Below are 24,543 nucleotides of genomic sequence, written 5' to 3'. Positions count from 1 at the left end.
GAGCTGACAAGCTGAGCATGTTGCGATCCTCGTGCCTAGGAGGTTCCGATGCGTGCAGGCGTCGTGGTCACCGCGCAGCCCGGTGTGGAGGATCTCGCCGTCCAGGCCGAGGAGTTAGGCCTGCACAGTTTCTGGGTCAACGACACCCCGATGGTCCACGGCGACGCCTTCGTCGCGTTGAGCCTGTGCGCGAAGGCCACCAGCCGCATCAGGCTCGGCATCGGCGTGACCTCACCGGCGCTGCGCTCGGCCCCGGCCGCCGCGAGCGCATTGGCCAGTCTCAACGCGCTGGCACCGGGCCGGATCATCTGCGGCGTCGGAACCGGAAACACCGCCCGCCGCACGCTGGGCATGCGCCCGACCACGGCGGCCACGATGGAGACCTTCACAGCCGCCTTGCAGGACCTATGCGCCGGACGCACCATCGAGTACCGCGAAGGCGACCGGGTCCGCGACGTCCGCTTCCTGCACACCGGGACGCAGGCGAACACCGCCGACCCGGTCGAGTTCGTCGTGGCCGCGCTGGGGCCCAAGGCCGCCGCCGTCGCCGGCCGCCGCGGCACCGGCCTGATCTCCTTCGGCCTGCTGGACCCCACCGCCTGGCACGCACTCCACCACGCCCGCAGCAACGCCGCCCGCCACACACCCCACGACCCCGACGCCCGCACGGACTCCTACGTGGTCACCGCGCTGCACATCCTCGGCGAGAACGAGGCCCCCGACAGCGACGCGGCCCGGGACGCCACCGGCCACCTCGTCCTGTCCCTGCTGGCCTTCGCCGCCGACACCGCCGCCGACGCACCCGCTTTCATCGACCAGCTCGGCCCCACAGAACGCGCGACGGTGCGGCGACTACTGGACCGACGCGGCACGACCGCCACCGCACCCGACCGGCACACCAAGCTCTACCGCGACTACCTCGGACGCATCGCACCCCAGGACCGTGACCTGATCCTGCCCTCCCTGATGAACACCCTGGCCCTGGTCGGCACCCCCGACGACCTCCGCGCCCGCATCACCGCCCTGCACCATGCCGGCATCGACGAACTGCTCATCCAGCCAGTGATCGACCCGCCCGCCGAGATGGCCCGGCTGACGAAACTCCTTGCCTACCTTCCCCGCTAGCATCCGCAGGTGATCAATATGGCTGTACGCGGCGATTCGGGTGCCGTCATTGCGCGCGCACGCTGTGGACTTCCATGGACCAACGAGCTCGGCGGCCTCGATCCGGCGGCCTTTCCGATGCTGACGGCACTGCTCCCTTACGCGGACGCGGTCTTCAACGAACGCCAGATACCGGTGCTACTGAAGGAACTGGATCGGCTACCGGACGAGGTGGGCGGCGATTGGGTCGAGGAGACCCGGGAGCTATGCGCCATCGCACTCCAAGCGCCACATCGCTACCTGTGGTTCCTTGGAGACTGACAAAGGGCGCGGTCGTCTTCCCGAATCGTTTGGCGAGGCCCTCGGCCTGGAACGCGTAGCTCATGTCTCGCAGGCTGGCCGTCGCGGCTCACAAACCGCTCACACCGCTCACCTGCTCAGACGGCTCACCCGCCCGCCCCGCTCGCACGGGCCGGTCAGTTCAGGTCGAACTTGACCTTGTCGCCCTCGACCGAGGTGACCTTGATCGTCACGCCGCCCACCTGGGCGCTCTCGCCCACCGCGATCGTCGCCGGGGCCGAGCCGCCGGCGGACACCGTCATGCCCTCGGCGGTGATCTCGGAGACCGTGACGTCCAGGTCGTTGACCTCGATGGACTGACCGGCACCCGACACCGTCACATGGCACTGGCCGTTCCGGCAGGAGTACGAATTGCTCTGGCAGCCGGAGAGCAGGAGCACGGCACCGAGCGTAAGGCCGGCCACAGCGGGAACTGAACGGAACACTGGTCCTCCTCAGGCGAACACCATGTCGGAGGAATAGATGCTTAAATCCCGCCTCCGGTTCGTCAGGGCTGGAGGAGGAAAAGTTTGCGGTCGACGCGGTCCATGGCGCCGCCGCGGCCGAAGACCAGGCCGGTGGCGAAGTCGACGATCTGCTTCGCCTCGGCGTCCGTGACGTCCGTCAGGTCCATGAGGACGGGCATCCCCTTGCGGAAGTAGTGCCCGACGTACAGGACCTCGTTGTAGTTCTGGGGGCGCAGCGACTTGACCACCGTCCCAGTCTGCCCGTCCGCCGCCCTGGGTCAAGTGGTCGCCGCACACGGAATTCGCTCCGAATAGTGGCGGGGACGTGCTGGTCGGACGTGTTTTCCGGTGGCTGGAGTTTCCCTTGGAGAGCAACGGGAAATCTGGCTGCTAGAGGAACGGAGGCGATTGGCATGGAGGTCGTTCTCGAAATGACCCTGCCGAGGAACGCCGAGAGCGCTCCGCTGGTGCGGCACACGCTCGACGCCTCGCTCCGCGGGCTCGGGGTCGCCTCCGAGATCCGTGCCGATATCTCGCTCGCCCTCGGGGAGGCGTGTGCGAACGTCATCCAGCACGCCGCCCACGGTATGGAGTACGAGGTCCGGGCGCGGATGGACGGGACGAGATGCGTCGTCGAGGTCATCGACGGGGGTGTGGCGCGCGGCGAGTCCGAAGCCGCCCAGCCCGAACCCGTCAGCTGGGATGACCCGCAGGGGGCGCTGCTGGCCGAGCACGGGCGGGGTCTACAGCTGATGCGGGCGTTCACGGAGGAGCTGCGCATCGCCGATCGCGTGCACCGCGACGGCGCGATCGTGCATTTTGAGAAGTCGCTGGCGAGCTGACGGAGAGGCCGGGGCGACGGCCCGGACGGCGGGTGAGCCGCCGGGCCGCCGCGCCGTGCGGCCGGCCGTCAGCCGGTGACGGGGAGGTCGCGCTTCACCGGCTCCGGGGCGGGCGCCTCCGGCGGGACCGCGCCGCGCCCGCACATCGCGGACGCGACCCGGACCGTCGACGCCTTCCCGGGCAGCGGCAGCCGGAGCTCCATTGCGGTGACGGCGAGCCGGCCGTCCGCCATGCGCTGCTGCTTGTTGAGGATCAGCGAGGCGCGGCCGAGGCCGTCCACGTCGACCGGGATGGTGGTGTTCGGCGGCGGGGTCGCGTCCAGGCGCTTGCCGGCGAGGGCGGCGCGGGTCAGGTGGGCGGAGCCGCGGCCGCCGTCGCACTCCGCGGACACGGCGCTGGCCAGCAGCTGCGCGGGCGGGACGGCGAGGTGCGCGACGGTCGAGCGGGCGCGGGTCGAGGAGGCGGTGACGTCCAGGGCGGACGCGTTCAGCAGCTTGGTGTGGGCCTCGCGCGCCAGGCTCTTGCTGACCGGCCCGGCGGCGGACGAGACGGCCGGCAGCGGCGGGACGGCGAGCGGGCCGTCCACCGTCAGCCCGTACGCCGAGCCCTCGGGCCGCGGGGCGGCCGGGGCCGTCGCCGGAGCCGCGGCCGTCGCCGGGGCCGCGGTGGCGATCAGGCCGGTGGCCAGCAGGCCGGTGATGGTGAGGCGTCTGTAACTCATGATCGTTCTCCGATTCTCGAGATCTGGGACGGGGCCGGCCGCCGTGTCGTCGGCCGGCCGGCTGTAGCGGGGCTCAGGGGCCGGGCTCAGGCGGTGATCAGCACCGGGGAGCCGAGCGGGACGCGCGATAGCGTCCGGAGCGCGTCCTTCGGCACCCGGATGCAGCCGTGCGTGACGGCCTTGCCGAACACGGAGGCGTCGGGCCAGCCGTGCAGGGCGACGGTGCCGGGACCGCCGCCGAAGGTGTCGAGGGTCGCGGAGTGGGTGCCGAGCGGCAGGACGAGGGGGCTCGGCGTCTTCTTGGCCGGGGCGAGCGTCGCCAGCAGGAACGTCCGGCCCCGGGGCGTCGGGGTCGCAGGGGCGCCGATCGCGACCGTCCAGCGCCCGGCCCGCCGCTCGGACCTGAACAGCGTGAGCCGCCGCTTCGCCAGCTCGACCCGGACGGTGTAGGGCGTGCGCGCGGTGCTCAGCCCGTCGCCGGAGATCCAGCCGCTCGACCCGTTGGGCCTGGACGGCAGCAGCACGCGCCGCCAGGGGCCGGAACTCTCCACGACGGGCACCCAGGTGGGGCCGCCGAGCTGCTCGGCGGGGAGCGTGGCGACGGGGCGCCCGCCGGGACGGTCGAGCACCGGGGTCGGGCCGTCCGGGTGCACGACCAGGCCGTCGGTGGCGCTGCCCGGTGCGGTGTCCTTGGGCGCGCCGGTGACGGTGGTGAACGTGGTCGCCTCGGGGAGCTTGGACGGCGCGCCGCCCGCCGCGCCCGCCGCGCCCTTGCTCCGGGCGTCACCGGCCGTGGACGCGGCGCCGTGGGGTGCGCCTCCGCAGGCGCCGAGCAGCAACAGCACGACGGCGACCGCCGGGACCAAGCGCACGCGCGCCGCCGGGTCCCTCGCGGCCGGAACGGCGCGGCGGGAATGCCGCGGGGCTTTTTGAATCGCCATGAGGCGGGATGTTACTGCTGCTTGGAGAGGGCGCAATGGAAATGGCCGAAATCGAGCCGGCCTCCGCCGCAGAAATGGCGCTATTCTCCGAATTATTGGAAGCTATGCGCACGACGGAAAGGTCTGCGGAAAAGCGGATATTTAGGGACGGCTCAGGCGGGCATGGAGAAGGACCCACCCTCGGAGTCCGGCTTGGAGGCCGCCTCGTGGAACTCGGTGAGCCCCCACAGCAGCGCGGCGCGCGCCGGTGCCGGCATCGAGGCCAGCACGCGGGTCAGCTCCTCGCGCCGGTGCCGCCGCAGCCGGTCGAGCAGCGCCTCGCCGTCCGCGCTCAGCCGGACCGTGACCTCGCGGCGGTCCCGGCCGTGGTCGCGGGTCAGCAGCCCGGACGCCTCCAGCCGGTCGCACAGCCGGCTCGCCGACGACACCAGCGCGCCCAGCTCGCCCGCCAGATTGCTGACGTTGACCGGCCCGCGCTCCAGCACGAACAGCGCGCGGAGCTGCGTCGACGGGACCGGCACATCCGACGCGTTATGGGCACGGGACCACACGTCCATCAGGGTGAACGCGGCATCGTCGAGCGCCGCCGCGGATTCCGCGGCTCCTTCGCCCGACGTCCCCACCATGGCTCCCACTGTTACACACCACGTCGCCCGAAGGCATCCCGCCAGGGCACGCCCGCCGCCCCGGCCGGCGGCGTCCGCCCCCGTCAGGAAGGAGTCAGTGCCGATATGAGCACATATGAGAGACCCGCGGAGAACGAGTTCCGCACCATCGAGCAGGCCATCTGGGCGGCGCCGCCGCACCGGCTGGCCGAGGTCGCCAACGGCCTGGTCGGCCGGTACGCGAACGGGGGCGACGCCGGGATCCTCCTCATCGACTACCGGCAGGCGTTCCTCGTCCCGACCGTCCCGGGGCGCCAGGACGTGCCGGTCGACAACACGCTTCCCGGGCGGGCGTTCGCGTCGCAGCGGATCGCCTGGGAACCGGCGCGCGAGGACGGCGGGCGGCTCGTCCATCTGCCACTGTCCGTGCAGGGCGAACGCCTCGGCGTGCTGACCGTCAGCCTCCCGGACGGCGGGCCCGGCTGGCTGGAGGATTTCGCGATCGTCGTCGCCCGTGCCCTCAAAATGGCGGACCAGGGCACGGACCTGTTCCGGCGCATCCGGCGGCGGACACGGCTGACGCTCGCCGCCGAAATCCAGTGGGAACTGCTGCCCGCCCCGTCCTGCGACGCCGCCGAATTCCACTTCGCGGGGCAGCTGGAACCCGCCTACGCGGTGTGGGGCGACAATTTCGACTGGGCGGCGTCCGAGGAAAGGCTCACGCTGACCGTCAGCAACGGAATGGGCTCGGGAACCGACGCGGCCGTGCTCACCCACCTCGCGATCAGCGCGCTGCGCAACGCGCGGCGGTCCGGTGGCGACCTCGTCGAGCAGGCCGCGCTCGCCGACCAGACGCTGTACGCGCGGCATCGCGGCGAGCGGCACGTGGACACGCTGCTGCTGGACTTCGAGCTCGCGACCGGACGGGTCCGGGCGGTCGACGCGGGCTCACCGCTGATCTTCCGGGTGCGGGGCGGCGCCGCCGAGAGCATCCGGTTCGACGCGCAGATGCCGCTCGGGATGTTCGGCGACACCAGGTACGCGGTCGAGGAGTTCACCGTCGAGCCGGGGGACCGGCTGGTGGTGGTCAGCGACGGGGTGCACGCGGCCCTGTCGCCGTCCGGGGTCCCGTTCGCGCGATCGGCGCTGGCGCGGGCGCTGCGCGCCACCCGGATGCAGGAGCCGCCCGAGGCCGTCCGGACCATGATCCGGTACTTCCTCGACTTCCACGACGACACCGAACCGGCCGACGACGCGGTGATCGTCTGCCTCGACTGGACGGGCCGCGCCGCCGGGCCGGGCGCGGACGAGCCGGGCCGCGCCGACGGACCGGTCAGCGGGGGAGTTTGACCACCGTCACGAAGAAGTCGTCGATCTTGCGGACGACGGAGATGAACTGGTCGAAGTCGACGGGCTTGGTCACGTAGGCGTTGGCGTGCAGGTGATAGCTGCGCAGGATGTCCTCCTCCGCCTCGGAGGTGGTGAGGATGACGACGGGGATGGCCCGCAGGGCGGCGTCCGCCTTGATCTCGCCGAGCACCTCCCGCCCGTCCTTGCGCGGCAGGTTCAGGTCGAGCAGCACCAGGTCGGGACGCGGAGCGTCCGCGTACTCGCCCTCCCGCCGCAGGAACGCCATCGCCTGCTCGCCGTCGTTGACGACGTGCAGCGTGTTGCGGACCTTGTTGTGCTCGAACGCCTCGACGGTCAGCAGCACGTCGCCGGGGTCGTCCTCGACGAGCAGGACCTCTATGGGGTGGGCGGCTTGGTTCATGGGGTGATGTCCCTCATCGGTGTCGTGTCCGTGAGCGGGGCGCCCAGGGCCGCCGCCGGTTTCCGGGGCCGGGCCGGCAGCGTCCAGTGGAAGGTGGTGCCCGAGCCGGTGCCGGTGCCGGTGTCGAGCCAGATCCGGCCGCCGTGATACTCGACGATCTTTTTGCAGAGGGCGAGGCCGATGCCCGTGCCGGTGTACCGGTCGCGCGGGTGCAGCCGCTGGAAGATCAGGAAGATCCGGTCGGCGTGCCGGGGCTCGATGCCGATGCCGTTGTCGGCGCAGCGGAACTCCCACTCGTCCCCGGCCCGCCGGGCGTCGATGGTGATGCGGGGCGGCTCGTCCGGGCGGCGGAACTTGATCGCGTTGACGACGAGGTTCTGGAAGAGCCGGACGAGCTGCGCGCGGTCGCCGGGCACGCTCGGCAGGTCGCCGACGTCGACCCGGGCGCCCGTCTCCTCGCGCGCCGCCTCCAGATCGTCCAGGGCCTGCCGGGCGACGTCGTTGAGGTCGACGGCGTCCGCCAGGTCGCTCGGGCGCCCGGCGCGGGAGAAGCTCAGCAGGTCGTTGATGAGGGCCTGCATGCGCTTGGCGCCGTCGACGGCGAACTCGATGTAGCGGCGCCCGCGCTCGTCGAGCTGATCCCCGTACCGGCGTTCGAGCATCTGGCAGAAGCTCGCGACCTTGCGCAGCGGCTCTTGCAGGTCGTGGCTCGCGACGTAGGCGAACTGCTCCAGCTCGGCGTTGGAGCGGCGCAGCTCCTCCGCCTGCTCGTCCAGCAGCCTGGTCTGCTCGACGGTGGCCCGCCACTCGTCGATGATCCGGTGCCGCATCGCGTCGATGATCGCGGCGAGCTCGTTGATCTCGGACGGGCCCGGGACGTCCAGCGGATGCGCGAAGTCGCCCTGCGCCACGGCGCGGACCCGTCCGGTCAGCGTGGACACGGGCGTCAGGACGGTCCGCCGGATCAGCACGGTCAGCGCGAGCGCGGCCAGCACGACGATGGCCAGCGCGGCGCCGGTCGACCACATCACCGTCGCCGCGCGGGCCCGCAGCCGGTCGGCGGTCCGGTCGTGCAGCCTGGTGAGGGCGGCCTGGAGCGGTGTCATGTCGCCGCGCGCCCGGTCGAGCAGCCGCCGCGACAGCCGGGCCTGCTCGGGCTGGAGGCCCTGCCCGCCGGGGCCGGCCGCGATCCGGTCGGCGAAGGCGTCGCGCCACGCGCGGGAACCGGCGATCGCCGTGTCCAGGAGGCGGACGACCTCCGCGCTGCCGGGCACCCCGGCCAGCAGCCGCCGCATCCGTGCCGCGGACGCCGCCTCCTGCGCGATCGCCGCGCGGTAGTCGGCGAGCCGGTCCGGGCCGCCGTCCAGGGCGTACTCGCGGATGGCCGTATCCTGCGCGGCGACCGCGGCGGAGAGCTGGAACTGCTCCAGCGCCGCCGGGTCGACCCGGTCGATCAGGACGTCCCGCGCCCGGTTGTTCCCGTACAGCGCCGACCCGGTCTGCACGAAGGCGGCCAGCAGGAGCAGCCCGAGGACGAGCGACCCGATCCGGTAGATCTGGACGAGCCGGATCCGGCCCATCCCGCGCCCCTGGGGAACGTCCGCCGCCGGCAACACGATGGCCGGCCCACCGGTCCCCGGCGGTCCCGGCCGCGTCCCGGGCTCCGGCGGCGGTGCGCCTCCTGCGGGGTCGTCGGAAGGCATCAGCCGTCTCCGCGGCTCAGCAGCAGGACCGCCAGGTCGTCGGACAGGACGCCGCCGTTCAGCCGCTCCGCCTCCGCGATGAGGCCGTCCACGAGCACGTCACCGCGCCGGCCGTCGCCGTGCGCGGCCGTCGCCAGCTCCACCAGGCCGGCCAGGTCGAGGTGCCCGCCGCCGTCGCCCGCGAGCCCCTCGATGAGGCCGTCGGTGTAGAGCAGCAGGCTCCACGAGTCGCCGAGTTCGAGGTCGATGGCGGGCCACTCCACGCCGGGGATCAGGCCGAGCAGCCCGAGCGCGGGGCCGCGCGGCTCGTCCGGGACGGCCGTCACGCCGTCCGGGCCGAAGAACAGCGGGCGCGGATGCCCGGCCCGGTGCAGCCGTGCCGTGCGCCGGTCGGGCGCGATCGTCAGCATGCACACGGTGGTGAAGATCTCCTCGCCCCACCGCTCGTGCTGCAGGACGGCGTCGAGCGTGTCCAGGAGCCGGTCGCCGGTGTGCCCGGCGAGGACGAGCGTCCGCCACGCCATGCGGAGCCGCACCCCGAGCGACGCCTCGTCCGCGCCGTGCCCGCTGACGTCGCCGATCACGACGTGCACGGCGCCGTCGGCGGTCTCGACCGTGTCGTGGAAGTCGCCGCCGAGCAGGGCGCGGTCGCGTCCCGGACGGTAGCGGGTGTGGTGGCGCAACGTCGTGTCGGTGAGGATCGGGACGGGCAGCAGCCCGCGCTCCAGCCGAGCGTTCTCCCTGCTCAGCGCGCGCGCCTCGACGAGCTGCCGCTCCGACTCGTCGGCCCGCTTGCGCTCGATCGCGTAGCTGATCGCCCGGGTGAGCAGCGCGCCGTCCACGTCCTGCTTGACGAGGTAGTCCTGCGCGCCCGCGGCGACGGCCTCCACGCCGACGTGCTCGTCGGCGAGCCCGGTCAGCACCAGCACGGCGGTGGCCGGGGCGTGCCCGCGGACCTGCCGCAGCGCGTCCAGGCCGTTTGCGTCCGGCAGCGACAGGTCGACGATGACGCACTGGATCTCGGGCCGCAGCGCGTCGAGGGCCTCGGCGAGCGTCGTCGCGACCGTGATCCGCACGCCGGGCTGCGCCTCGGCCAGCAGCTCCTCGAACAGGAAGGCGTCGCCCGGATCGTCCTCGACGAGCAGCAGGTGCGGGGACCCGGCGACGCCGAGGAGCCGTTCGGCGCCGCGACTGTGCATCGCGGTCATCTCTCAGCTCCCTTGGCGACGTCGCTTGCCGTTGGGCAAATATTAGAGCGGAAGTTCCCCCCGAAACGGAGCCATGTCGGTCTTAACGTACTTCTCTCGTTCGTCGCTCTGGGGTTCATACGTAACGATGGGCCTCCCCCGGCCACTACCTGGTGACGCGAACACCCGACCCCGGACGGACGGAGAAGCAGGCGGTGGCAGACGAAGCACACGAGGAACGGGAACGGCGCCTCACCGCGATCTACGACGAATGCCGCCAGCGCGTGTGGGCCTACGCGGCCGCCCGCGCCGGCCGGCAGGCCGCGGACGAGGTGGTCAGCGAGACGTTCGCCATCGCGTGGCGGCGGCTCGCCGACGTGCCCGACCCGGCACTGCCGTGGCTGCTCGGCGTCGCGCGGAACGTGCTGCGCGACGGCCACCGGGCAGAGATGCGGCGCGAGTCGTTCACCGCCGAGCTCGGGCGGCGGGCGGCCCGTCCCGCCGGCGACATCGCCGAGGACGTGGCGGAACGCCTCGCCGTCGTCCGCGCGATGGCGGCGCTGCCGGAGGGCGACCGGGAGATTCTGATCCTCGTCGCCTGGCAGGGCCTGACACCGCGCGACGCCGCCCGCGTCGTCGGCTGCTCGCCCGCCGCCCTGCGCGTGCGCCTGCACCGAGCCCGCCGCCGCCTGGCCCGCGCCACCGAGGTCACCGAGGCCACCGATGCCTCGGGCGCGGCCGAGCGGGTCGGGGCGCGTCGGCAGGTGGCGACCATTCAGGAGGAGATGTGATGAACGACGTGCTGCGCACGCTGCGGGAGGCCCGGCCTGCCGAGCTCGACCCTGACGTGCCCGCCGACGCGCGCGTCCGGGAGGCGGAGCTGGCGCGTGCGATGGCCGCCGCGCCCGAGCCGGTGATTGGACGGGGCGCGCGGAGGCGTGTCCGGCCGGTGTGGGGGATCGGGCTGGCGGGCGCGGTGGCCGCCGGGACCGTGGCCGCGGTGGTCCTCGTCCCGGGCGGGGGAGGCGAGCCGGAGCGGTCCCGGGCGGGCGGGCAGACCGGGCAGACGCAGCGGCTCGACGCCAGGACCGTGCTGCTCGCCGCCGCCGAGAAGGCCGGCGGGCAGAGCGACACGATGGGTGCGTACTGGCACACGGTGTCGATCTCGTCCCACACGTACACGGTCGGGAAGGCCGGGGCCCGGTACAGCGTCACCGTCCGGGACAGGTACGAGGCCTGGACGCCCAGCAAGCCCGGCGGCACGGTGTACGGGCGCCAGCAGTACCTCGGGGCCAAGCCGGCGACGGCGGCGGACGAGGCGGCCTGGCGGCGGGCCGGGGCGCCGGAGACGTTCGAGATCCGGGTGCCCATCAGCCCGGGCAGCAAGATCACCAAGCCGTACCGGGCGAAGCTGGCGGCCGCCTCGCCGCAGCCGCCGAAGCTCAGCGCGTCACCGCTCGTCGACGGCGACAAGGTGTTCTGGCTCGGACGGAACGTCACGATGAAGCAGGTGCGGGCGCTGCCGTCCGACCCGGCGCGGCTCAAGGCCGAGCTGATGCGGTGGTTCGAGGGGCACGACACCGAGTCCGACCGTCCGATGGACGGCGGCGAATGGCTCTACCGCGTCGCGAGCGGGCTGGTGATGGACATGCCGGTGCGGCCCGAGGTACGGGCGGCCGGGTTCCGGATGCTGGCGGGGCTCCCGGGGGTGACCTCGGTCGGCCGGGTCGCCGACCCGGAGGGCCGGCCGGGGAGCGCGATCGCCGTCGACGCCGCGACGCCGGGCGGCGTGATCCGCGATCAGATGATCATCGATCTGGCCACCGGGACGGCGCTGGCCAGGGCGAACGTCATGATGAAGCCCACGGCCGGGACGGAGGTGCCCGCCGGGCGGACGATGGACTCCGAGGTGTTGCTGACCGCGGAGTGGACGGACTCGGCGCCGCGCTGAGCCCGCGAGCGGGTGGGGACGGTGCCGCGCGGGCGGTGCCGTCCCTTCCTCATGCCGCGGTGCGAAGTGTTAGTGATCTATATGTGATCAGGCGCTTTTGGGGGTTCGGCGGGCGGTTTTCTGGGCGGCCCTGCGCTGCGCGGCGGCGGCGCGGGCGCGGTTGAGGCTTTCCCTGACCTTGGCGGCGCCGCGGGTGGCGGTCGCGGCGTCCTTGGCGCGTCCGGCGTAAACCGCGAGGACTTCGGCGACGGGCGGCGGCTGCCATTCCTCCTTGAGTGTGAGCGGCAGGACGGGAACCGGTGCGGCGGCGGTGTTTCCGGGCACGGGGACGAGCGCGAGATGCGATTGGCAGTGCGGGCACTGCACCCCCGGATGGGTGTCTCTGCTCATAACAAGAATGATTACCCAAGGGTCTGACAAAACGGGCCCGCAGCCCTTTCGGTGACGCCCGGGACGCCCCGCACATCAGATCACGGGGCGGTTATGTGTTGTCGCCGTTCATGTGGAGCATGCGGGCGGCGTCCTGGCGATTGTCGTGGCGCAGGAGCGCCGCGCCCGAGCAGACGAGCGCGACGATGATGGTGATCCACGCGACGGCGCGTCCGGCCCGGAGGCCGTAACCGCAGGTGAGCCAGAGAACGTGCAGGCCCCAGCGCCGCAACCGGGCGGGCTCGCTGTGCCTGCGCTTCTCCAGCGCGCTGTAGCGGAAGTCCCTGGCGAGGCGGCGGCGGCCGGAGTCGGCGGTGGCGCGGGCCAGGTCGCGGTACAGGGCCGCCAGGCGGTCGTCGCCGCAGGTCTCGGCGGCGTCGTCGGCGAGGACGGCGCGCCCGGGTCCCCGGCGCCGCCATGACCTGCGGGGCGCGGTCGGGAACGCGCAGTCGCCGCTGATGCGCAGCGCGGCCGGGTGGCGCAGGCCGAGGAAGCCGCATCCGCTCAGGTCGACGTCGGCCAGCCGGACCCGCGCCGCGTCGACCCGCCGCAGCGAGGTCAGCCGGACGGTCCCGGGGCCGGGCCAGGACGGCTCGTGCAGCCCCTGGAGCGGATGGGCCAGCGTCCGGACGGACACCGCCGCGTCGAAGACGGCGTCCTCCAGGTCCAGCTCGGTGTGCCGGAGCCGGAAGTCGGCCTCCCCGTGGACGGTCGCGCCCCGCGCCGTGAGGTACCGGGCCGCCGCGTGGACGCGGAGGCCGCCGTGCGCGGTGCTGTCGGCCAGCCCGATCCGGCCGCCCGCGACCAGCGGCCCGAGCCACAGGCCGCGGCGGAACTTCGTGCGCTCCAGCCGGGCGTGCCGGGTGACCCGGACGCGCTTGAACGAGACCGGCCCGCCGAAGCACGCCGCCTGCATCGCCGCGTCCCGCCCGAACCGGGCGCGGTCGAAGCACGCCGCGCCCATGAACACCGCGCGGCGGAACGAGGCGTCGGCGTGCCAGCCGGCCTCGCCGAACAGCGCGTCCTCGGCGAACACGGCCTCCTCGAACGATGCGTGCCGGTGGAAGCGCGCCGCGTGGAAGGACACGTTGCGCCCGAAGCGCGCTCCGCGGAAGGAGACGTTGCCGAAGAACCGCGCGTCGTAGAAGGAGGCGCCGCCGAGGAAGCAGGCGCCGTCGAACGAGCTGTCGCCCTCCACGCAGAAGCCGCGCAGCGCGGCGTGGGCCGGCAGCACCGCCCGGTCGAAGCGGGTCCGGCCCAGGTGCGGCCGCCCGTCGGGCCCGGTCACGGCGTCCAGGACGGCGTCCAGCAGCCACGCCGGGACGGTCACGCCCCGCAGATCGACGTCGCCGCCCGGCCGGAGCGTCCTCACGAACCGCTCGAACTCGGCCGTGGGCAGATGGGCGGGGCAGCCGCCCGGCCCATCGACGACGGCGCGTCCCATGCATCCCTGGACGGCTGAGCACCGCGGCCAGAACACCGCGGTCGTGGACGGCGGGAAAGGCTCGTGATGGGTCACCTTTCTCGGTCTACCAACGCTCCCCGTCCCCGTGAAGCCCTCTTCGTGGAGAGTTCGATGCTCCCCGCAGTGATAACGCCCCCTTTGACAGACTGTGCGGCGTATTGTGCTGGCTTGTGGGGGAGCGGAGCTGGTGGGTCGCGGACGTGGACGCCCACCCTGGAGACGCGCCCGACCTTGCCCGCGCGGTTCTCGGCCGGCTCGTCGGTGCCGGGGTCGTGGTCGCCGACCGGACCGACTGCGTGCTCGGCGACGTCCCCGGCGGGTACGCGCCCGGCCCGTGCGCCTCGACGATCGTGACCGGCGACCTCGCCGACTTCCCCGACGTGTGGCCGAACGGCCTGGAGGTCGACGTCGGCCGCACCGCCTTCTACGGCAACGCCCGCGAGGACGACCGCGTGAGCTGCCCGCACTGCGCGGCCTGGCTGCCGTTCGAGACCGTCCTGCCCGAGGTGGAGGAGTGGCTGGAGGGCGGCCCCGACTCGCTGGTCTGCGCCCGCTGCGCCGCCCGGACGGGCCTCAACGGCTGGGCCTGGCCGGTCCCGTGCGCGTTCGCCGAGCTGGGCCTACGCTTCTGGAACTGGCCCCCGCTCACGGACGCCTTCGTCCACGACCTGACCCACCGCTTAGGGCACCGCCTGATCACCGGCCATTGCGGTATGTGATGTTCCGAGCCCCCGGCGTGACGGCCGCATGGCCCGGCCCGAGTTCGCATGGTCTTGGCCTGAGTTGGAGATTGCCTCCAGGGAACCTGGGGGATAGCCGAAGTGTCTGATACTTCGGCTAATCAACCGAGTTCGACTGTCGTTCACCTTGCTCAGGGAAAATTACTGTATGACCGTCAATCCAGGACATATACCCCACCAGGCGGAGGCGCTGCCGGAGGACCGCTTCCTCGACAGGGAGGAGAGCTGGCTCCGGTTCAACCAGCGCGTCCTGGAGCTGGCGGAGGATCCCTCGCTGCCGCTGCTCGAACGCGTCCGGTTCCTGTCGATCTTCGCCAGCAACCTGGACGAGTTCTTCATGGTCCGCGTCGCGGGCCTCGCCCGGCGGATGGCGACCGGGCTCGCCGTCCAGTCCGCGAGCGGCCGGCAGCCCCGCGAGGTGCTGCAACGCACCGGCGAGGTCGCGCACGGGCTGATGCAGCGGCACGCCGCCTGCTTCCGCGACGAGATCCGGCCCGCGCTCGGCCACGAGGGCGTCGACATCCTGCGCTGGGACGAGCTCGCCGAGACCGAGCAGGAGCAGATGCGGCGCCTGTTCCGCGACCGCATCTACCCCGTCCTCACCCCGCTCGTCGTCGACTCCGCGCACCCGTTCCCGTACATCTCGGGCCTCTCGCTCAACCTCGCGGTGATCGTCCGCGACCCGGAGACGGACGCGACGATGTTCGCCCGCGTCAAGGTCCCGCCGCTGCTGCCGCGCTTCATCGAGGCGTCCCCGGACCGGTTCACCCCGCTCGAAGACGTCATCGCCGCGCATCTCGGCCAGCTCTTCCTCGGGATGGAGGTCGTCGAGCACCACGCCTTCCGCGTCACCCGCAACCAGGACCTGGAGATCGACGACGACATCAGCGAGGGCCTCCTCCAGGCCCTCGAACGGGAACTGCTGCGCCGCCGGTTCGGCCCGGTCGTCCGCCTGGAGGTCGAGGAGTCGATCTCCGGCGGCGTGCTCGAACTGCTGACCTCCGAGCTGGCCGTGGACGAGGGCCAGATCTACCGCGTCGTCGGCCCCCTCGACCTCGGCGGGCTCGCCGCCATCGCCGACCTCGACCGGCCGGAGCTGAAATATCCCCCTTTCGTCCCGTCCAAGGAGGCGCTGCCGGCGGATGCGAGCATCTTCAGCGCCATCCGTGAGCGGGACGTCCTCCTCCACCACCCCTACGACTCGTTCACCACGACCGTCCAGCGGCTGATCGAGGACGCCGCCACCGACCCGCGCGTCCTCGCGATCAAGCAGACCCTGTACCGGACGAGCGGCGACTCCCCGATCGTGGACGCGCTGATGAGCGCCGCCGAGGCCGGCAAGCAGGTCGTGGTCGTCGTCGAGCTGAAGGCCCGCTTCGACGAGCGCGCCAACATCGCGTGGGCGCGGAAGCTGGAGACGGCCGGCTGCCACGTCGTGTACGGGTTCGTCGGGCTGAAGACGCACTGCAAGCTGGCGCTGATCGTCCGGCAGGACGCGGAGGGCCAGCTGCGCCGCTACTGCCACATCGGCACCGGCAACTACCACCCGAAGACCGCCCGGCTCTACGAGGACTTCGGCCTGCTCACCGCCGACCCGGAGGTCGGCGAGGACGTCAGCGCCCTGTTCAACCACCTCACCGGCTACTCGCGGCAGGGCTCCTACCACCGGCTGCTGGTCGCGCCGAACAGCCTGCGGTCCGGGCTCGTCCAGCGGATCGAGCACGAGATCGACAACCGCCGGGCCGGGCATGCCGCCCGCATCCGGATCAAGTGCAACTCGCTCGTCGACGAGGTGATCATCGACGCGCTGTACCGGGCGTCGCGGGCCGGGGTGCCGGTGGACGTCTGGGTCCGCGGCATCTGCGCGCTGCGGCCCGGCGTGCCCGGCCTGTCGGACATGATCCGGGTGCGGAGCGTCCTCGGCCGGTTCCTGGAGCACTCCCGCGTGTTCGCGTTCGAGAACGGCGGCGAGCCCGAGGTGTGGCTCGGCAGCGCCGACCTCATGCACCGCAACCTCGACCGCCGCGTCGAGGCCCTCGTCACCGTCACCGACCGGACCCAGCGCGACGGCCTGCTCGACCTGCTCGACCGCGCCATGGGCGACGGCACCGACGCGTGGGCCCTCGACGGCGACGGCACCTGGACGCGCCTCACGGCCCGTCCGGGCGAGACCTTGCAGGACATCCAGACCCACCTGGTCAAGACCCGCCGGTGGAGGACGGTCGAAGCTCAGTGACGCGTGCGTGTGCGGTCGTTCCGCAGGGAGGTGTGAGGTGGCGCTGCCGGTAGTCGTCCGGGCCGCCGGCACGCTGCTGTGGCGGGACGGCCCTGGGACGGGTCCCGCCGCCGGTCCCGAGGTCGCGGTGATCCACCGTCCCCGCTACGACGACTGGTCGTTCCCCAAAGGCAAGATCGACAAGGGCGAGCACATGCTGCGCGCGGCCGTCCGGGAGACCGAGGAGGAGACGGGGATCGTCCCGCGCCTCGGCCGCAGGCTGCCGACCAGCACCTATCCCGTCCGGGAACGGACCAAACAGGTCTACTACTGGGCGGCCAGGCCGGTGGCCGAGAGCGCGTTCACCCCGAACGACGAGGTGGACGAGCTCGTCTGGCTCCCGCCCGCCGAAGCCGAGGCCAGGCTCAGCTACAGCCACGACGTCGACCTGCTCCGCGAGTTCCTGCGCGGCCCTCTGAACACCGCGCCCTTCGTGATCCTGCGGCACGCCTCAGCGGGGGAGAAGCTCGAATGGCGCGAGGCCGACGAGCTGCGCCCGCTGGACGCCGCGGGCCGCAAGGAGGCCGCCGGGCTCACCGCCCTCCTGCGCTCCTACGGCCCGGCCCGGCTCGTCAGCTCCGCGACGGCGCGCTGCCTGGAGAGCGTCCTGCCGTATGCGCGGCTCGTCCGCAGGCCGATCAGCACCGAGGCGGCGTTCACGGTCGGCGCCACCAGCCCCGGACGGGCCGTCGAACGCCTCCTCGCCCTCGCCGCGGACGGCATCCCCACGATCGTGAGCACCCACGGCGAGGTCGTCTCCGAACTCGTCACCGGACTGTGCCGGGAAATGGGGGAGAAGGTCCCGGACGACCCGAGCCTTCGCAAGTCAGAATTCTGGGTGGCGCACCTGGCCGCCGGTCAGATGGCCGCCCTGGAACGCCACAGCCCTAAAACGCAGGCCCCAGCGTCTGTGACCAAGTAGTCGGCAGCCGATCCCGAGCCGCCACCGCCTGGCATTCTTCCTTCCCATAAAGAACACCCAACGCGAACGCCTCAGCCGGGACCCTCGTGCGCTTACCGGCCGCTTCGAGATGCTCCATGGCGATCACGCCGTCCTGGTACTCCCCGAGGACCTCCTGGATGCGCCGGGCGTCCTTGACGACCCGCCGCGCCGCCACACCCAGCACCGGAACCGCCAGCTCCGCCGCGTACCGCGCCCGCTTGGCGGCCTTCCGCGTCTCGTGCCGCGCGATGTCCGGGTCGTCCGCCGTCTTGATCGACGCGTAGTCGCGGGCCATCCGGTCCCACGCCCGCGTGACGAGCGCGGGCAGTTCCTTACGCGCCTTCCGCTCGCCCTCCGGCGCCAACGGCGGATCGCTGATCAGCCGGTCGAGCTCATCGAGCAGAGCGAAATACCGGGCTTCCTTGAGGCTCGCATTCATCCGCCGGTAAGCGGCCCGCTCCTGCGTTTCGAGATCGTCCAGCAGAAATTCAGGCGCTCCGGCGAACCGCATCCGCAACACTTCACGATCACGCACCTCACCGAGCACCCCGGCCAGCCACCGCAGCTCCGAACCCAGCGGCGCCGTCCGCTCCGGGTCCAGAACCGGCCGGTAGCTGCGCAGCGCGCTCCGCAACCGCCGCACCGCGACCCGCATCCGGTGGACGGCGTCGTCCTCCGCCAGCCGCGCCTTCGGGTCGAACGTCAGCACCGCCGCGACCTGCTCCGCGAGGTAGGCCAGCACGACCTCCCCGGTCGTCACCGCGGGCGCCTTCCCGTTGGACGTCGCCGTTGCGATCCACGACCGCGCCGCCGCCCGCGCGGCCGCCGCCTCCGACGGCACGACCGCGTCCCCCAGCAGCCGCCCCAGCTTGGACGACGACTTCCCCTTCCGCGCACCACCCTTCCGCAGCCGCTTGCCGGTCGCCTTCAACAAGTCAGGTGACCCGCTGCCGAGCTCGACCTCGATCTCACGCCACCGCACCGGCTCCCCGTCCGTGCGCCCGGTGACCAGGTCGTCGGCGACCTCCGCCAGCTCCGTCCCGTCCCTGTCGAGCAGCCGGACGACGGTCCGCACCGTGTCCAGCGTCGCGACGGGACGCAGCTCCTCGCCGCGCGTGTACGCCGCGACCAGCCCCGCCAGCCGCGCCGGGACGATCAGCGGACGGCCCAGCGGCGCCCGCAGTTCCTGCTTGCTGTCCGGCCCGGCGGGCATCTTCAGGTGCCATCCGGCGTCCGTCCCGCCCCGCCGCCGCCGCAACGTGATCCCGTGCGCCGCGAGCCGCAGATCGGCGGTGTCGAAATAGCCGGCGTGCAATTCATGGACCTCGGGCTCGGTGACCGACGCCACGCCCGGCAGGCCGTCCAGCTCCGGCAGGACGAACCCGGCGGCGGCATCGTACTTCTGCTCGATCTCGAGATGCCTTTCGGCCACGCTCAGCTCCTCAAGGACGTCGGCAACGGCGGCGCACACCCAGTTGACAAGCATTCCACGCCAAGGTGAACAACAACAGAAATCTCGTGGTCAGCCCCATCCACCGACCTAGCATGCGGGGGTGCGCACACTGGTTCTCTGGGACATCGACCACACGCTCATCAACGCCGGGGGCATCAGCTCCGAGATCTACGGGACGGTGTTCCACCGGCTCATCGGCCGTCCACCCGAGAAGATCGCCGAGATGGCCGGCCGCACCGACCTCGCCATCACCACCGAAACCCTCCGCCACCACGGTATCGAACCCACAAGCGAACTGATGTCGTCCTTCACCAAGGCCCTGGCAGAGATCTTCACCACCCGCCGGGACGACATCGCGGAGTGGGGCCACGTCCTCCCCGGCGCCCGAGCCGCCCTCAAAGCCCTCGCCGCCCGCACCGACGTCGTCCAATCAGCTCTCACCGGCAACATGCGGCCAATAGCCATCGCCAAACTGACGGCATTCGCCCTCATCGACTTCTTCGACCTGGACGCCGGCGCCTACGGCATGGACGGCATCGAACGCCCGCCCCTGGTGAAACTCGCGCAACAACGCGCGACCGCGAAATACGACGAGGACTTCACCGCGTCGAACACCGTCCTTATCGGCGACACCCCGCACGACGTCCGCGCCGGCCACGAAGGCGGCGCCCACGTGGTCGCCGTCGCGACCGGCGCCACCCCGGCCCCCGACCTGCGCCTCTCAGGAGCCGAGGTGGTCCTTCCAGACCTCACCGACACCGCCGCCGTCATCGATGCGATCCTCCGCGCCTGATCAGCCGTAGCGGCGCCGGCGTACGGCGTAGGCGACCGTCACCGCGGCCAGGAGCGGCCCCCAGGCGAGCAGCGGCAGGTAGCAGGCCTGCATGATCACGAGCTTGGCGCCGTGCGGCAACTCGGGATCGCCGGTGTCGAAGCCGAAGGCGAGCGGCGTCCACAGGCAGACCAGCGCAACCGACCCGAGCGACGCCGGGATGATCGCGGCGGCCGGCCGGACCGCTCGCCCGCCCAGCAACGGCACCCAGCGCGGCCACGTCTCCCCCCACCACCGAACCAGCCCGAGGCTCAGAAACGCGACCGCCTCCGACAGGACGGACAACACGATGACGTAGGGAAGCGCGTACCAGGTACCCTGCGGGTCCTGCGAGCCGGTGAACCCTGCGGGCAGCCCTGCGGCGAACAAGATCCGCCAGATTCCGGACGGGAGAGCGCACCACAGCGTCGCCTGCGCCGCCCAGTCGGCCCAGCGCGGTACCGGCCCCCGCGTCCCGGCCGCCGCCGTCCGGACGCCCGGAACACGCACTTCGACGGCGGTCATCGAACGCCCCCCATCGCCTGCGCGCCGGCCTCGCCGGACCCCGTGACCAGCAACGCCACCGCGATGAGCGCGAAGAGCGCGACAACGACCGCGCCCTTGACCTTCAACTTCCGAGACACCGCTACCTCCTGTACTCAGCGATGTCCACGTTCTCGCTCACCCACCGGCCCCGCCCTCCCCCGAACGGGTGATCACCCTCCCCTCCAAGGCTGGACCGCACCCCCAGGGCCTCTGCCGTGACGGTCAGGGGCACATCCAGCAGTAGAGGCGGGCGCCTCGGGCCATGGCCCGGCTGGCGAGTCCCGACAGTTGCTCCAGGAAATCGGTGAGGTCGTCTGGGTCGGCTGGATAGTAGAAGGCATCGTCGGTGTTCGCCCAGGCTGTGGCGACCTCGCGAAGGGAGGCGGGTTGGGCGGCGGCCAGCGCGTCGCGCAGGGGGTCCGTGAGGGACACCACGACGACTTCGCCTTCTCCGAGCATCCCGACTAGGCCGCCGTGCCGGGGGTCGGACTTGAGTTCGTCCTCGGGACGGCCCGTCAGGAGGGCCTCGGCGGGGGCCAGTTCGACGACCGGGTCGATGCCCTTGATGACCAGCTGGTCGTAGCCGGTGCCGCTGGGCTCCCCGTCGTCGCGGACGATCGCCCGGACGGCGTCGTCGTCATCGGCGGCGGCGAAGTATCCGTACAGAACACCCATGGCGCCAGATACTCGCACCACCCACCGACAGACGTCCAAGGTGCCCGCTCAAGGTGCGCGGCTGACGGCGATTCTCGACACTCGCCAACAAATCGAATGTTCGCCATATGAAAGTCTGGCCATTCGGTGAATGCTGATCTTGGGTTACGCTTTCTGTATGGAACAAGAGGACTTCGCTCGGTCCGACAATTCCTCCAATTCGCAAAGAAGCAGGCTCAAGATCGCCCTTGAGGTCGGTGCGATTTGCGCCACGGCGGTGAGCCTTCTCGTCGCGTTCACTCCGGTCGGTGAGTCCGCCTACCGGTGGGCCTTCTCGGCCGAGGCGGCGCACCCGGAGGCCGGCGTGCGCGCTGAGCCCGCCGCACGTCCCGACCCCCTGGCCTGCCCATACGCTGATGCGGTCTGCCTGTGGTCGTCCCTCGACAGGGAGCCGTTCGTCTGGCGCCCTCGCGAGGGCAGGAAGCAATTCTCAGACTACGATCCGTCCCGCGCCCCTGGGCTCGCCGATCACCTGGCCGCCTTTGTCGCGAATGTGGATGCGTGCTTCATCGATACCGCGGGAGACGCGACCCGCGACTATCGCAGCATCATGCAGGTCCATGCCGTGTCCAAGAGAACAGACTTTCTCGACGGCTACGGAATGAACGCTGATCAGATAGCGCCGCCCGAGGTCTGCACCGGAAAGAGCCAGAAAATCCACGATCTGTGGCCGGAGTGAACATTCGGCGTCATGGGGAGGACGGCGCGGCAGGTTGTGGTGATCAGGTCGTCCACCAGCGGGGGTGGAGGGCGGCGGTCCGGGAGGTGGCGGCGGACGGCGCCGTACGGGACTTCGATCGTGGCGAAGACGTTCGAGGCGCACATCGCGCCCGGCATGCCCTGTGGCGCCGGTGGCACGTTCCGTGGGCCTCGTGAGGCATTGGTAAGGGTGTGGGGCGCGGTGTTCGCCGAGTACGACACCGCCCCGTATGCCGAAGGCCGGCACGAGACGGCCGACGGGATGGTCGTGGTCACCGGGCACTATCGGGGCGTGTCGAGGATCGCCGGGCGCGAGTACGAGGCCGAGTTCGTGCACCTGTGGCGGGTGACCGACGGCCTGATCTCATGGCCGCACCAGTACACCGAGACCGCCCGATGGCACGAGGCGCTCAGCTGAGGTGGTACTTCATGCCCATGTGGGACGGGCGGAAGCCGATTTTCTGGTAGAAGCGCATGGCGTCGGGGCGCTGGCGGTCGGTGGTGAGCTGGACGACGCGGCAGCCGCGGGCGCGGGCCCGGTCGATGGCCCAGGTGATCATGTCCTGGCCGAGGCCGCGGCCGCGCTGGGACGACGCCACCCGGACGCCCTCGATCTGGGCGCGCTCGCTGCCGGTGTAGGTGAGGCCGGGGATGAAGGTCAGCTGCAGCGTCCCGGCGATCTCGCCGGCGACCTCGGCGACGATCACGGAGTTGTTCGGGTCCTTCTCGATGGCGGCGAAGGCCGTGAAGTACGCGTCCGGAATCTCGGTCCCCGGTGTTTCGCGGGTGGCTCCCAGGGGATCGTCGGCCAGTAGCCGGACGATCTGGGGCAGATCGTCAGCCGTCGCCTCGCGGAAGGTCACTTCTTGATCACGCTGCACACGTCACAGGCTATCCGGGCGCTAACTTGCAACGTTCACGAACGTCTTGTAGTACTACATCTTGTAGTACTACGTTGAGTGGAGACCACCTCGAGTGAGCCGAGCTGCCGGTGGTCTCGTCGCCGCGCAGGGAGATCCGATGCACCACAACGAGAACGAAGAACACTGGAGTGACCACGCCATCTGCCGCGGTGCCGATCCCGACCTCTTCTTCCCGATCGGCTACTCCGTACCGGTACTGCAGGCACAGGAGGACGCCGCCAAGGCGATCTGCGCGAACTGCCCCGTGAAGGCCGAGTGCCTGGCGTGGGCGCTGCGCGTCGGTGAGCCCGACGGCATCTGGGGCGGGACGACGCCGGAAGAGCGCCGCTACCTGCGCCGGACGGCCGACGCCCCCGCGCGCCGGCCCCTCCCCGTCATCGTCGTGCGGGGCGACGCGTCCGAGCCGGAGCACGCCTCCGCCGCGTAGGCCGCGACCTGGCACGTTCCGGACGTTTCACGCGTTGACCGTAAGGGGTCGTCGAGACTTACGGTGGCTGACATGAGCTATATCCCGGAGAAGCGGCGTTCCGACGGGCTCGCCAAGCACGGGACGCGTGCGCTGGCGTCGGCGGTCCTGATCGGGTCCGTGACCGCGGTGATGTGGGCCCTGGAGCTGTTCGACCACGCGGCCGACGGATGGTTCGACCGGTTCGGGATCCAGCCGCGCGACGTCAACGACCTGCCCGACATCTTCGCCGCGCCGTTCATGCACGGCGGGCTCGGGCACATGATGGCCAACACCGTCCCGTTCCTGGTGCTCGGGTTCATCGCGGCGGTGCGCGGCATCGCGAAGTTCCTGGTCGCCAGCCTCATCATCATCGTGGTCGGCGGGCTCGGGGTGTGGTTCACCAGCTCCGCCAACACGCTCGGATCGAGCATCCTGATCTTCGGCTTCTTCGGCTACCTGGTCGGCCGCGGGATCTTCGAGCGGCACCTGGCCGACATCGCCATCGCGGTCGCCGTCGTCGCCGTCTACGGGACGATGCTGTTCGGCGTCATCCCCGGCGACGCGGGCATCTCGTGGCAGGGGCACCTGTTCGGGCTGATCGGCGGCGTGCTGGGCGCCTGGGTCCTGCGTCGCGGCCCGAACCGTGACGCCGGCGCGGGGGCTAGCTCGGCCTGACGGTGACGTCGGAGACCACTGCGTCGCGTGGCATTTCCAGCGTGGAGACCAGTACGCGTGCCACGGTGGTGGGGGCGGCGAAGTCGTCCTCCGCGTAGGGGTGGCCTTCCTGGGCGCGGACCTTCCGCTGCATCTCCGTGGCCGTCCGTCCCGGGTAGACGGTCGTGACACGCAAGGACGGCTCCTCGGCGCGCAGCGAATCGGCCAGCGCCCGCAGGCCGAACTTGCTCGCCGCGTAGGCCGACCATTCTGGGTTGGCGCGGAGCCCCGCGGTCGAGTTGACGAAGACGATGTGCCCTTCTGCGGTGCGCAGCGCGGGGAGCAGGAGGCGTGTCAGCTCCGCCGCGGAGACCAGATTGACCGACAGGTGCTGGATCCACTCGTCGGCCTCCAGGTCGGCGACCGGCGCGAGATGGACCATGCCCGCCGCGTGGACGACGCCGTCCAGCCGCGACGGGAGCCCGGCCCCCGCGAGGGACGCCTCGATGCGGAGCGGCTCCGTCAGGTCCACCGGGACCGTCGTGATGGACGCGTCGCGCCGCGCCGAGCCGACCGCGTTCGGGTCGATGACCTGGGTTGGGGCGTGCGCGCCGCCGCGCAGCCGGCCAGCCAGCTCGTCCAGGCGCCGAAGCGAGCGGCCGAGCAGGATGAGGTCATGCCCGCGCTCGCGCAGCAGCACCGCGACCGCCGTGCCGATGCCGCCGGACGCCCCCGTGATCAGATACGTGCCCATGTCGTCCCATTCTTGTGGATCCTCTGTCCGTGTGGACGCCCGGGGCCGCTCGCGAGT

The 24,543-nt window shown here is 71.7% G+C and carries 30 protein-coding genes; 14 read left to right on the top strand and 16 right to left on the bottom strand.

All coding sequences use genetic code 11. From position 1 onward, the window contains the following. Positions 1-48: 48 nt before the first annotated feature. On the top strand, positions 49-1,125 hold the full coding sequence (locus ACH34S_RS10305) for an LLM class flavin-dependent oxidoreductase (RefSeq protein ID WP_395952264.1): 1,077 nt from the start codon (positions 49-51) through the stop codon (positions 1,123-1,125). 9 nt (positions 1,126-1,134) lie between these two features. Continuing rightward, the gene (locus ACH34S_RS10300) at positions 1,135-1,425 is read left to right on the top strand and encodes a hypothetical protein (RefSeq protein ID WP_395952263.1); all 291 of its coding nucleotides are present in this window, start codon (positions 1,135-1,137) and stop codon (positions 1,423-1,425) included. A gap of 155 nt (positions 1,426-1,580) precedes the next feature. Here the strand turns inward: ACH34S_RS10300 and ACH34S_RS10295 are convergent, their stop codons facing one another. Together ACH34S_RS10295 and sepF are read right to left on the bottom strand one after the other, a co-directional pair. Beyond that, positions 1,581-1,844: a hypothetical protein gene (locus ACH34S_RS10295; protein ID WP_395952262.1), complete on the bottom strand. Its 264-nt coding sequence runs from the start codon at positions 1,842-1,844 to the stop codon at positions 1,581-1,583. A 107-nt stretch (positions 1,845-1,951) separates the two neighbouring features. Beyond that, positions 1,952-2,158: a cell division protein SepF gene (gene sepF / locus ACH34S_RS10290; RefSeq protein ID WP_395952261.1), complete on the bottom strand. Its 207-nt coding sequence runs from the start codon at positions 2,156-2,158 to the stop codon at positions 1,952-1,954. A 183-nt stretch (positions 2,159-2,341) separates the two neighbouring features. Here sepF and ACH34S_RS10285 point away from each other — a divergent pair, with 183 nt between their 5' ends. Then, a complete protein-coding gene (locus ACH34S_RS10285; RefSeq protein ID WP_395952260.1) occupies positions 2,342-2,752 on the top strand; it encodes an ATP-binding protein in 411 nt (136 codons plus the stop codon). A 68-nt stretch (positions 2,753-2,820) separates the two neighbouring features. Here ACH34S_RS10285 and ACH34S_RS10280 read toward each other — a convergent pair whose 3' ends face one another. From ACH34S_RS10280 to ACH34S_RS10270, 3 genes are all read right to left on the bottom strand, one after another. Beyond that, positions 2,821-3,474 (bottom strand): choice-of-anchor P family protein, encoded by a 654-nt coding sequence (locus ACH34S_RS10280; RefSeq protein WP_395952259.1) that lies wholly within the window; start codon positions 3,472-3,474, stop codon positions 2,821-2,823. An 86-nt stretch (positions 3,475-3,560) separates the two neighbouring features. Then, positions 3,561-4,415: a L,D-transpeptidase gene (locus ACH34S_RS10275; protein WP_395952258.1), complete on the bottom strand. Its 855-nt coding sequence runs from the start codon at positions 4,413-4,415 to the stop codon at positions 3,561-3,563. 152 nt (positions 4,416-4,567) lie between these two features. Further along, complete coding sequence (locus tag ACH34S_RS10270) at positions 4,568-5,041, bottom strand: MarR family winged helix-turn-helix transcriptional regulator (RefSeq protein WP_395952257.1); 474 nt, start codon at positions 5,039-5,041, stop codon at positions 4,568-4,570. Between the two features lie 105 nt (positions 5,042-5,146). On the opposite strand from ACH34S_RS10270, the gene ACH34S_RS10265 reads away from it, so the two are divergent. Further along, positions 5,147-6,370, top strand: a complete 1,224-nt coding sequence (locus ACH34S_RS10265; RefSeq protein WP_395952256.1) for a PP2C family protein-serine/threonine phosphatase — start codon at positions 5,147-5,149, stop codon at positions 6,368-6,370. On the opposite strand, the gene ACH34S_RS10260 is transcribed toward ACH34S_RS10265, so the two are convergent. Genes ACH34S_RS10260 through ACH34S_RS10250 form a run of 3 tightly spaced genes read right to left on the bottom strand, consistent with a single transcriptional unit; the run spans position 6,354 to position 9,702 of the window. Next, a complete protein-coding gene (locus ACH34S_RS10260) occupies positions 6,354-6,791 on the bottom strand; it encodes a response regulator (RefSeq protein ID WP_395952255.1) in 438 nt (145 codons plus the stop codon). The two genes, ACH34S_RS10265 and ACH34S_RS10260, sit on opposite strands and share 17 nt — an antisense overlap. Next, the gene (locus ACH34S_RS10255) at positions 6,788-8,494 is read right to left on the bottom strand and encodes an ATP-binding protein (RefSeq protein WP_395952254.1); all 1,707 of its coding nucleotides are present in this window, start codon (positions 8,492-8,494) and stop codon (positions 6,788-6,790) included. The genes ACH34S_RS10260 and ACH34S_RS10255 overlap by 4 nt, the downstream gene beginning before the upstream one ends. After that, a complete protein-coding gene (locus ACH34S_RS10250; protein ID WP_395952253.1) occupies positions 8,494-9,702 on the bottom strand; it encodes a PP2C family protein-serine/threonine phosphatase in 1,209 nt (402 codons plus the stop codon). Before ACH34S_RS10250 ends, ACH34S_RS10255 begins: the two co-directional genes overlap by 1 nt. A gap of 194 nt (positions 9,703-9,896) precedes the next feature. Between ACH34S_RS10250 and ACH34S_RS10245 the strand changes: the two genes are divergently transcribed. Further along, positions 9,897-10,472: an RNA polymerase sigma factor gene (locus tag ACH34S_RS10245; RefSeq protein WP_395952252.1), complete on the top strand. Its 576-nt coding sequence runs from the start codon at positions 9,897-9,899 to the stop codon at positions 10,470-10,472. Continuing rightward, positions 10,472-11,632: a CU044_5270 family protein gene (locus tag ACH34S_RS10240; RefSeq protein ID WP_395952251.1), complete on the top strand. Its 1,161-nt coding sequence runs from the start codon at positions 10,472-10,474 to the stop codon at positions 11,630-11,632. Before ACH34S_RS10245 ends, ACH34S_RS10240 begins: the two co-directional genes overlap by 1 nt. Positions 11,633-11,719: 87 nt before the next feature. On the opposite strand, the gene ACH34S_RS10235 is transcribed toward ACH34S_RS10240, so the two are convergent. Then, positions 11,720-12,022, bottom strand: a complete 303-nt coding sequence (locus tag ACH34S_RS10235) for a hypothetical protein (RefSeq protein WP_395952250.1) — start codon at positions 12,020-12,022, stop codon at positions 11,720-11,722. A 91-nt stretch (positions 12,023-12,113) separates the two neighbouring features. Further along, positions 12,114-13,505 carry a pentapeptide repeat-containing protein gene (locus tag ACH34S_RS10230; protein WP_395952249.1) on the bottom strand — a complete coding sequence of 464 codons (1,392 nt, stop codon included), beginning with the start codon at positions 13,503-13,505 and terminating at the stop codon, positions 12,114-12,116. 191 nt (positions 13,506-13,696) lie between these two features. Between ACH34S_RS10230 and ACH34S_RS10225 the strand changes: the two genes are divergently transcribed. The 3 genes from ACH34S_RS10225 (at position 13,697) to ACH34S_RS10215 (ending at position 17,463) form a co-directional block, all read left to right on the top strand. Then, positions 13,697-14,245, top strand: coding sequence for a hypothetical protein (locus ACH34S_RS10225; protein ID WP_395952248.1), 549 nt, complete (start codon positions 13,697-13,699; stop codon positions 14,243-14,245). A 169-nt stretch (positions 14,246-14,414) separates the two neighbouring features. Further along, complete coding sequence (locus ACH34S_RS10220) at positions 14,415-16,502, top strand: RNA degradosome polyphosphate kinase (protein ID WP_395952247.1); 2,088 nt, start codon at positions 14,415-14,417, stop codon at positions 16,500-16,502. A 37-nt stretch (positions 16,503-16,539) separates the two neighbouring features. Then, on the top strand, positions 16,540-17,463 hold the full coding sequence (locus ACH34S_RS10215) for an NUDIX domain-containing protein (RefSeq protein ID WP_395952246.1): 924 nt from the start codon (positions 16,540-16,542) through the stop codon (positions 17,461-17,463). On the opposite strand, the gene ACH34S_RS10210 is transcribed toward ACH34S_RS10215, so the two are convergent. After that, positions 17,429-18,916, bottom strand: coding sequence for a CHAD domain-containing protein (locus ACH34S_RS10210; RefSeq protein ID WP_395952245.1), 1,488 nt, complete (start codon positions 18,914-18,916; stop codon positions 17,429-17,431). The genes ACH34S_RS10215 and ACH34S_RS10210 overlap by 35 nt on opposite strands. Before the next feature lie 121 nt (positions 18,917-19,037). Between ACH34S_RS10210 and ACH34S_RS10205 the strand changes: the two genes are divergently transcribed. Further along, positions 19,038-19,730 (top strand): HAD family hydrolase, encoded by a 693-nt coding sequence (locus ACH34S_RS10205; RefSeq protein WP_395952244.1) that lies wholly within the window; start codon positions 19,038-19,040, stop codon positions 19,728-19,730. On the opposite strand, the gene ACH34S_RS10200 is transcribed toward ACH34S_RS10205, so the two are convergent. The 3 genes from ACH34S_RS10200 to ACH34S_RS10190 all read right to left on the bottom strand — a co-directional run bounded on the left by ACH34S_RS10200 (position 19,731) and on the right by ACH34S_RS10190 (position 20,969). After that, positions 19,731-20,273 (bottom strand): hypothetical protein, encoded by a 543-nt coding sequence (locus tag ACH34S_RS10200; RefSeq protein ID WP_395952243.1) that lies wholly within the window; start codon positions 20,271-20,273, stop codon positions 19,731-19,733. Further along, the gene (locus ACH34S_RS10195) at positions 20,270-20,392 is read right to left on the bottom strand and encodes a hypothetical protein (RefSeq protein ID WP_395952242.1); all 123 of its coding nucleotides are present in this window, start codon (positions 20,390-20,392) and stop codon (positions 20,270-20,272) included. The genes ACH34S_RS10200 and ACH34S_RS10195 overlap by 4 nt, the downstream gene beginning before the upstream one ends. Positions 20,393-20,516: 124 nt before the next feature. After that, positions 20,517-20,969 (bottom strand): hypothetical protein, encoded by a 453-nt coding sequence (locus ACH34S_RS10190; protein ID WP_395952241.1) that lies wholly within the window; start codon positions 20,967-20,969, stop codon positions 20,517-20,519. A gap of 157 nt (positions 20,970-21,126) precedes the next feature. On the opposite strand from ACH34S_RS10190, the gene ACH34S_RS10185 reads away from it, so the two are divergent. Both ACH34S_RS10185 and ACH34S_RS10180 read left to right on the top strand, forming a co-directional pair. Next, positions 21,127-21,687, top strand: a complete 561-nt coding sequence (locus ACH34S_RS10185) for a hypothetical protein (RefSeq protein WP_395952240.1) — start codon at positions 21,127-21,129, stop codon at positions 21,685-21,687. A 120-nt stretch (positions 21,688-21,807) separates the two neighbouring features. Continuing rightward, positions 21,808-22,125: a nuclear transport factor 2 family protein gene (locus tag ACH34S_RS10180; protein ID WP_395952239.1), complete on the top strand. Its 318-nt coding sequence runs from the start codon at positions 21,808-21,810 to the stop codon at positions 22,123-22,125. Here the strand turns inward: ACH34S_RS10180 and ACH34S_RS10175 are convergent. Further along, the gene (locus tag ACH34S_RS10175) at positions 22,118-22,570 is read right to left on the bottom strand and encodes a GNAT family N-acetyltransferase (RefSeq protein WP_395952429.1); all 453 of its coding nucleotides are present in this window, start codon (positions 22,568-22,570) and stop codon (positions 22,118-22,120) included. The genes ACH34S_RS10180 and ACH34S_RS10175 overlap by 8 nt on opposite strands. A gap of 157 nt (positions 22,571-22,727) precedes the next feature. On the opposite strand from ACH34S_RS10175, the gene ACH34S_RS10170 reads away from it, so the two are divergent. Both ACH34S_RS10170 and ACH34S_RS10165 read left to right on the top strand, forming a co-directional pair. Beyond that, positions 22,728-23,057 carry a WhiB family transcriptional regulator gene (locus ACH34S_RS10170; protein WP_395952238.1) on the top strand — a complete coding sequence of 110 codons (330 nt, stop codon included), beginning with the start codon at positions 22,728-22,730 and terminating at the stop codon, positions 23,055-23,057. A 72-nt stretch (positions 23,058-23,129) separates the two neighbouring features. Then, positions 23,130-23,753, top strand: a complete 624-nt coding sequence (locus ACH34S_RS10165; protein ID WP_395952237.1) for a rhomboid family intramembrane serine protease — start codon at positions 23,130-23,132, stop codon at positions 23,751-23,753. On the opposite strand, the gene ACH34S_RS10160 is transcribed toward ACH34S_RS10165, so the two are convergent. Beyond that, complete coding sequence (locus ACH34S_RS10160; RefSeq protein ID WP_395952236.1) at positions 23,740-24,486, bottom strand: SDR family oxidoreductase; 747 nt, start codon at positions 24,484-24,486, stop codon at positions 23,740-23,742. The two genes, ACH34S_RS10165 and ACH34S_RS10160, sit on opposite strands and share 14 nt — an antisense overlap. Between the last annotated feature and the right edge of the window lie 57 nt (positions 24,487-24,543).

The organism is Actinomadura sp. 3N508 (genome assembly GCF_044326375.1).
Taxonomy (GTDB): Bacteria; Actinomycetota; Actinomycetes; order Streptosporangiales; family Streptosporangiaceae; genus Spirillospora.
The sequence above is the reverse complement of the archived record's forward strand: the minus strand, read 5'-3'. Positions and strand labels throughout refer to the sequence as shown.

Excerpts from the sequence above, each read along its gene's own strand:
- ACH34S_RS10285 (WP_395952260.1), top strand. The coding sequence starts at position 2,342 with ATGACCCTGCCGAGGAACGCCGAGAGCGCTCCGCTGGTGCGGCACACG.
- ACH34S_RS10240 (WP_395952251.1), top strand. The coding sequence starts at position 10,472 with ATGAACGACGTGCTGCGCACGCTGCGGGAGGCCCGGCCTGCCGAGCTC.
- ACH34S_RS10170 (WP_395952238.1), top strand. The coding sequence starts at position 22,728 with ATGCACCACAACGAGAACGAAGAACACTGGAGTGACCACGCCATCTGC.
- ACH34S_RS10200 (WP_395952243.1), bottom strand. The coding sequence starts at position 20,273 with ATGACCGCCGTCGAAGTGCGTGTTCCGGGCGTCCGGACGGCGGCGGCC.
- ACH34S_RS10230 (WP_395952249.1), bottom strand. The coding sequence starts at position 13,505 with ATGGGACGCGCCGTCGTCGATGGGCCGGGCGGCTGCCCCGCCCATCTG.
- ACH34S_RS10305 (WP_395952264.1), top strand. The coding sequence starts at position 49 with ATGCGTGCAGGCGTCGTGGTCACCGCGCAGCCCGGTGTGGAGGATCTC.
- ACH34S_RS10185 (WP_395952240.1), top strand. The coding sequence starts at position 21,127 with ATGGAACAAGAGGACTTCGCTCGGTCCGACAATTCCTCCAATTCGCAA.
- ACH34S_RS10250 (WP_395952253.1), bottom strand. The coding sequence starts at position 9,702 with ATGACCGCGATGCACAGTCGCGGCGCCGAACGGCTCCTCGGCGTCGCC.
- ACH34S_RS10260 (WP_395952255.1), bottom strand. The coding sequence starts at position 6,791 with ATGAACCAAGCCGCCCACCCCATAGAGGTCCTGCTCGTCGAGGACGAC.
- ACH34S_RS10220 (WP_395952247.1), top strand. The coding sequence starts at position 14,415 with ATGACCGTCAATCCAGGACATATACCCCACCAGGCGGAGGCGCTGCCG.
- ACH34S_RS10280 (WP_395952259.1), bottom strand. The coding sequence starts at position 3,474 with ATGAGTTACAGACGCCTCACCATCACCGGCCTGCTGGCCACCGGCCTG.
- ACH34S_RS10275 (WP_395952258.1), bottom strand. The coding sequence starts at position 4,415 with ATGGCGATTCAAAAAGCCCCGCGGCATTCCCGCCGCGCCGTTCCGGCC.
- ACH34S_RS10160 (WP_395952236.1), bottom strand. The coding sequence starts at position 24,486 with ATGGGCACGTATCTGATCACGGGGGCGTCCGGCGGCATCGGCACGGCG.
- ACH34S_RS10265 (WP_395952256.1), top strand. The coding sequence starts at position 5,147 with ATGAGCACATATGAGAGACCCGCGGAGAACGAGTTCCGCACCATCGAG.
- ACH34S_RS10270 (WP_395952257.1), bottom strand. The coding sequence starts at position 5,041 with ATGGTGGGGACGTCGGGCGAAGGAGCCGCGGAATCCGCGGCGGCGCTC.
- ACH34S_RS10235 (WP_395952250.1), bottom strand. The coding sequence starts at position 12,022 with ATGAGCAGAGACACCCATCCGGGGGTGCAGTGCCCGCACTGCCAATCG.
- ACH34S_RS10190 (WP_395952241.1), bottom strand. The coding sequence starts at position 20,969 with ATGGGTGTTCTGTACGGATACTTCGCCGCCGCCGATGACGACGACGCC.
- ACH34S_RS10165 (WP_395952237.1), top strand. The coding sequence starts at position 23,130 with ATGAGCTATATCCCGGAGAAGCGGCGTTCCGACGGGCTCGCCAAGCAC.
- ACH34S_RS10255 (WP_395952254.1), bottom strand. The coding sequence starts at position 8,494 with ATGCCTTCCGACGACCCCGCAGGAGGCGCACCGCCGCCGGAGCCCGGG.